The organism is uncultured Amaricoccus sp. (genome assembly GCF_937858865.1).
Taxonomy (GTDB): Bacteria; Pseudomonadota; Alphaproteobacteria; order Rhodobacterales; family Rhodobacteraceae; genus Amaricoccus.
The window spans coordinates 1-4,768 of record NZ_CALLYO010000509.1 but is presented as its reverse complement, the minus strand read 5'-3'; the positions used below and the strand labels follow the sequence as shown (position 1 = coordinate 4,768).

General features: G+C 69.9%; 8 protein-coding genes. 3 read left to right on the top strand and 5 right to left on the bottom strand.

Features of this window, described 5'->3' with window-relative positions; all coding sequences use genetic code 11:
• Positions 1 to 344 (bottom strand): helix-turn-helix domain-containing protein (locus Q0112_RS14950; RefSeq protein WP_297976642.1); only part of this gene is annotated, 344 nt, incomplete at its 3' end.
• Between the two features lie 82 nt (positions 345 to 426).
• Between Q0112_RS14950 and Q0112_RS14945 the strand changes: the two genes are divergently transcribed.
• On the top strand, positions 427 to 1,035 hold the full coding sequence (locus Q0112_RS14945) for an NADPH-dependent FMN reductase (protein ID WP_297976640.1): 609 nt from the start codon (positions 427 to 429) through the stop codon (positions 1,033 to 1,035).
• 44 nt (positions 1,036 to 1,079) lie between these two features.
• Here Q0112_RS14945 and Q0112_RS14940 read toward each other — a convergent pair whose 3' ends face one another.
• On the bottom strand, positions 1,080 to 1,445 hold the full coding sequence (locus Q0112_RS14940; RefSeq protein ID WP_297976638.1) for a carboxymuconolactone decarboxylase family protein: 366 nt from the start codon (positions 1,443 to 1,445) through the stop codon (positions 1,080 to 1,082).
• A gap of 78 nt (positions 1,446 to 1,523) precedes the next feature.
• Between Q0112_RS14940 and Q0112_RS14935 the strand changes: the two genes are divergently transcribed.
• Positions 1,524 to 1,850, top strand: a complete 327-nt coding sequence (locus tag Q0112_RS14935) for a helix-turn-helix transcriptional regulator (protein WP_297976636.1) — start codon at positions 1,524 to 1,526, stop codon at positions 1,848 to 1,850.
• Between the two features lie 3 nt (positions 1,851 to 1,853).
• Here the strand turns inward: Q0112_RS14935 and Q0112_RS14930 are convergent, their stop codons facing one another.
• The 3 genes from Q0112_RS14930 to Q0112_RS14920 all read right to left on the bottom strand — a co-directional run bounded on the left by Q0112_RS14930 (position 1,854) and on the right by Q0112_RS14920 (position 4,284).
• Entirely contained in the window at positions 1,854 to 2,249 is a 396-nt protein-coding gene (locus Q0112_RS14930; protein WP_297976634.1) for a hypothetical protein, read from the bottom strand.
• A gap of 92 nt (positions 2,250 to 2,341) precedes the next feature.
• Positions 2,342 to 3,328 carry a cobaltochelatase subunit CobS gene (gene cobS, locus Q0112_RS14925; protein WP_297976631.1) on the bottom strand — a complete coding sequence of 329 codons (987 nt, stop codon included), beginning with the start codon at positions 3,326 to 3,328 and terminating at the stop codon, positions 2,342 to 2,344.
• Between the two features lie 290 nt (positions 3,329 to 3,618).
• Entirely contained in the window at positions 3,619 to 4,284 is a 666-nt protein-coding gene (locus Q0112_RS14920; protein ID WP_297976629.1) for a DnaJ domain-containing protein, read from the bottom strand.
• 118 nt (positions 4,285 to 4,402) lie between these two features.
• Between Q0112_RS14920 and Q0112_RS14915 the strand changes: the two genes are divergently transcribed.
• A complete protein-coding gene (locus tag Q0112_RS14915) occupies positions 4,403 to 4,654 on the top strand; it encodes a BolA family transcriptional regulator (RefSeq protein WP_297976627.1) in 252 nt (83 codons plus the stop codon).
• Positions 4,655 to 4,768 lie beyond the last annotated feature (114 nt).

Here is a 4,768-nt window from a genome sequence, read left to right as displayed (position 1 = left end):
CGCCGCGCCGCCTCGATCCGCTCGGCGTTGGCGACGGTCCATTCGGCCAGCGCCTGCACCGGCTCGAGCAGGCCGCTGCCGAGGTCGGTCAGCGCGTATTCCACCTGCGGCGGGTTGGTCGGCGTCACCGTGCGGGTGACGAAGCCGTCGCGCTCGAGGTTGCGCAGCGTCGTCGAGAGCATCTTCTGCGAGATGTCGCCGATCTGCCGGCGCAGCGCGTTGAAGCGCACCGGCCCGGCGCCGAGCACGCCCACCACCAGCACCGTCCACTTGTCGCCCACCCGCGCGAGCAGCGCGCTGATCGCCTCGCACTGGGCGGTATCGTGGGGCTCACCTGGGCACATGCCGGTGCCTCCTTGCCATGCCCGGGACGCACGATAATACACTTGGTGTCGATTCCATACCGGTTTCAGAAGGAGACCAAGCGTGAGCACGAAACCCCGTATCGCCGTCATCATCGGCTCGACCCGCGACAGCCGCTTCGCGGACAAGCCGGCCGCCTGGATCCTCGAGCTCGCCCGCCAGCGCGCCGACTGGGAGGTCGAGCTCCTCGACCTGCGCGACTTCCACCTGCCCTTCTTCAACGAGCGGAGCTCGAACTTCTGGGCGCCGAGCCAGGATCCGAACGCGGTCGCCTGGCAGAAGAAGCTCGCCACCTTCGACGGCTTCATCTTCGTCACGTCCGAATACAACCGCTCGATCCCGGCGTCGCTGAAGAACGCCCTCGACCAGGCCTATCGCGAGTGGATCCGCAAGCCGGCCGCCGCCCTCGGCTACGGCTCGACCGGCGGCGCGCGTGCCGTCGAGCACCTGCGCACCATCGCCATCGAGCTGCAGATGGTCCCGGTCCGCTCGGCGGTGCACATCATGGGCGCCGACCTGATGAAGGTGCATCCCATGGGCGAGAACGGCCCGATCTCGGCGATCGAGGACCACATCCTGCCGAGCGCCAGGGCCATGCTCGACGATCTCGACTGGTGGACCCGCGCGACCATCGCCGCCCGCGCCGCCGACGCCGAGCGCGCCGCGGCCTGACGCCGCACCCGTCCGCCCGAGGGGGCGGACGGGCCTCTCCCGGCTCAGGCCGCCGCCGCCCGGTCGGTGGCGAACTGGTCGAAGGCGCGGAGCGCGTCCGCCGCGTACATGAGGGCCGGCCCGCCGCCCATGTAGACGCACATCCCGAGCGTCTCCGCCACCTCCTCGCGGCTCGCGCCCAGCTCGACCAGCGCCTTGGCGTGGTAGCCGATGCAGCCGTCGCAATGCTGCGTCACGCCGATCGCGAGCGCGATCAGCTCCTTGGTCTTCTGGTCGACCGCGCCGGCGGCGGTCGCCGCCTTCGCCAGCGTGGCGAACCCCTGCATCGCCTGCGGCACCGCACGCCGCAGCTCGGCGCTGTAGGCACCGATGCCGGCGATGATTTCCCTGTAGTCCTTCTCGCTGCCCATGTCGGTCTCCGGTCCGTGTCGGGTTGTCATTTCACCGAACCATAATATTATCTGTTCATGAAACGACAAGGGGGCACGGTGAACCTTCCGCCCGATCTGACCGAGACCATGGCGGCGAAGGCCGGCGGCGTGGCGGCCTTCCTCAAGGGCCTGGCCAACCCGCAGCGGCTGATGATCCTCTGCTGCCTGGCCGGGGGCGAGATGCACGTCGGCGCGCTGGTCGAGGCGACCGGGATCGCCCAGACCTCGATGTCGCAGCATCTCGCGCGGCTGAAGGAGGAGGGCATCGTCGCGGTCCGGCGCGAGCATCGCACCCTCCACTACCGCATCGCCCATCCCGCGGCGGTCGAGATCATGCGGACGCTCTACTGCCACTTCTGCCGCGACGCGTCCGCGGCCGGATGACGGTCAGCCCCCGAGCCAGCCGCTCCGGAGCAGGAGAGACACGACGAGGCCCACCCCGGCGACGATTGCTCCCAGCATGAGGAGCGCCTTCCACTGCTTGCCGATGAGGAGGGCGGGCAGGGCGGCGACGAGGAAGGGCAGCCAGCCGCTCAATCCGCGACCCTCGATCAGATAGGCAACGATCACGACATAGGCCGCGCCGGCGACCAGCAGGTGCCAGCGCGTCCAGGGCTCGGCCGGCCGCGCGGGCGGCTTGCCCCTGCGTCTGGCCGGAGCCGCGCCGGCGGGCCGGTCGTCGGCCACCCGACCCGAGCCGCCGCACGTGGGGCAGGCGTTCCACTGCCGCTGCGATCCGCGACCGCTGCCGCCGCAGGCGTTGCAGGGCGTGTGGATCGTCATGGCCGTTCCGCGGCCGCCGCAACTGTAGCAGGGCAGATAGTCGCCGTCGCTGCCCCCTCTGCCGCCGCAGGCGGGGCAGGTTGCCACGAGCCTCAGCCGAGGCTCAGGCTCACCGCGCTCTCCGGCAGCTCCTTGTCGAAGCAGCGCTGGTAGAACTCGGCCACCGTCTGCCGCTCGAGCTCGTCGCACTTGTTGAGGAAGGTCAGCCGGAAGGCGAAGCCGATGTCGCCGAAGATCTTCGCGTTCTCCGCCCAGGCCAGCACCGTGCGCGGGCTCATCACCGTCGAGAGATCGCCGTTCATGAAGGCCGCCCGCGTCAGGTCGGCGACCGTCACCATGCGGCTGATCGTCTTGCGCCCCTCCGGCGTGTCGTACTCGGGGTACTTGGCCAGCACGATGTCCTGCTCGGCGTCGTGCGCGAGATAGTTGAGCGTCACCACGATCGACCAGCGGTCCATCTGCCCCTGGTTGATCTGCTGCGTCCCGTGATAGAGCCCGGTCGTGTCGCCGAGCCCCACCGTGTTCGCCGTCGCGAAGAGGCGGAAATAGGGATGCGGCCGGATCACCTTGTTCTGGTCGAGCAGCGTCAGCTTGCCGTCGACCTCGAGCACCCGCTGGATCACGAACATCACGTCCGGCCGCCCGGCGTCGTACTCGTCGAAGCAGATCGCCACCGGGTTCCTCAGGCACCAGGGCAGGATGCCCTCCTGGAACTCGGTCACCTGCAGCCCGTCGCGGATCTTGATCGCGTCCTTGCCGATCAGGTCGATGCGGCTGATGTGGCTGTCGAGGTTCACCCGCACGCAGGGCCAGTTCAGCCTTGCGGCCACCTGCTCGATGTGCGTCGACTTGCCCGTGCCGTGGTAGCCTTGGATCAGCACGCGCCGGTTGAAGGCGAAGCCGGCGAGGATGGCGAGCGTGGTGTCGCGGTCGAAGCGGTAGGTCGGGTCGACGTCCGGCACCCGGTCGGTCCGCTCGGCGAAGCCCTTCACGGTCATGTCGGTGTCGATCCCGAACAGCTCGCGCGCGCTCAGGTCGACCGTCGGCTCCGCCGCCATTTCCATGTTGCCGTCCGCCATCACTCGGGCCCTCCACCAGGCGGTATGTGTCGCAATTGTGTCCCCGATGCAAGGCACCGGCAGGCCGCTAACCCCGCCGCCGGTCGCGGCTTGACAGGAGCCGCAGCGGGACCCGACACTCGCCTTCCCGTGTCACCAGTGAAGGGAGTGTACCATGGCATCGCGGATCGGCCTTCTCCTCGTCGTGGCGGGCGTCCTTCTCGCCGCCTGCACAGCCCAGCCCCCGGTTCTCCAGGAGGTGCGGTCCGACCAGGCGGCGCCCGCCGGCTGAGGAACTCCGGCGCCGCGGCTCAATCGCGGAAGCTGCGGCTGGCCTTGATCTGTTCCCAGGCCCAGACCACTTCGGACAGGCGCGCCTCGTCGTCGCGCCGCCCGCCGTTCATGTCGGGGTGAAGGTCCTTGACCAGCGCCTTGTACTGCTGGCGGATCTCCGACTTGGTCTGGGTGTCCTGCGCGTCGAGGATCTCGAGCGCGCGCCGTTCGGTCGGCGGCAGCCGCCGCTCGCGGCGCGCCGTCGATCCCGGGTTAAGCCCCGGGTTGAGTGTCGCCTTGTCGCCGAGCAGCTCCATCGGGTCGTTGAAGCCGAAGCGCTGCCAGGCGCGCCCCTCGGCGTGCGGCTGGGTGCCGCCGCGCTGCGCCGCCGGCCCGAACGGCCGCGTCGGCCGCTCCCACACCCTGTCCGCGGCGAATTGACGCTCGAGCTCGCCGTCCGACTGGCTCTCGAAGAAGTTCCACTTCAGATTGTACTCGCGGACGTGGTCGAGGCAGAACCAGTGGAAATCGTCCAGGTTGTCCGGGCTCTTCGGGGCGCGGAACTTGCCCGGCTTGCTGCATCCCGGCCGCTCGCACTGCCGCCCGGAGGTCTCCACCGCCCCGGAGAAGCCGCGCGCCCTTGCCCGCCGCTTCTTGTCGGCGGAGACCGAAATGTCAAAATCGAAAGGCGAGCGGCGGGTCATTCTGCAGGTGTCCTCGGGTTCGTTGGCGACTCGGGGGGCTAGAGCTTAGACCTTTGGCACCGCAGGCCCAAGGCCCGTCCGGGGCGAGGAGAGGATAATGAACTCAACTGAAACGCGCATGGCCGATGTCCTTCACGCCCGGCTGACCGAGGCCTTCCATCCCGAGCGGCTCGAGGTGATCGACGAGAGCGAGCACCACCGCGGCCACGCCGGCTGGCGCGAAGGGGGCAACACCCATTTCCGCGTGGTGATGCGCGCGAAGAGCCTCGACGGCCTCGGCCGGGTGGAGCGCAGCCGCGCCGTCCACAAGGCCGTCGCGGCCGAACTCGCCGCCGGCGTCCATGCGCTGGCGCTCGATCTCGGCCCGTAGCCCGGCTGAGATGGGCCCGCCGGCCCGGCGGTTCAAGGCTGCGCTCAGCTCTCCGCCGGCCCGAGCCGCGGCCCCGGCCGCGGCGGGGGCGGCCCCTCGCTGCCCGGCTCGCCC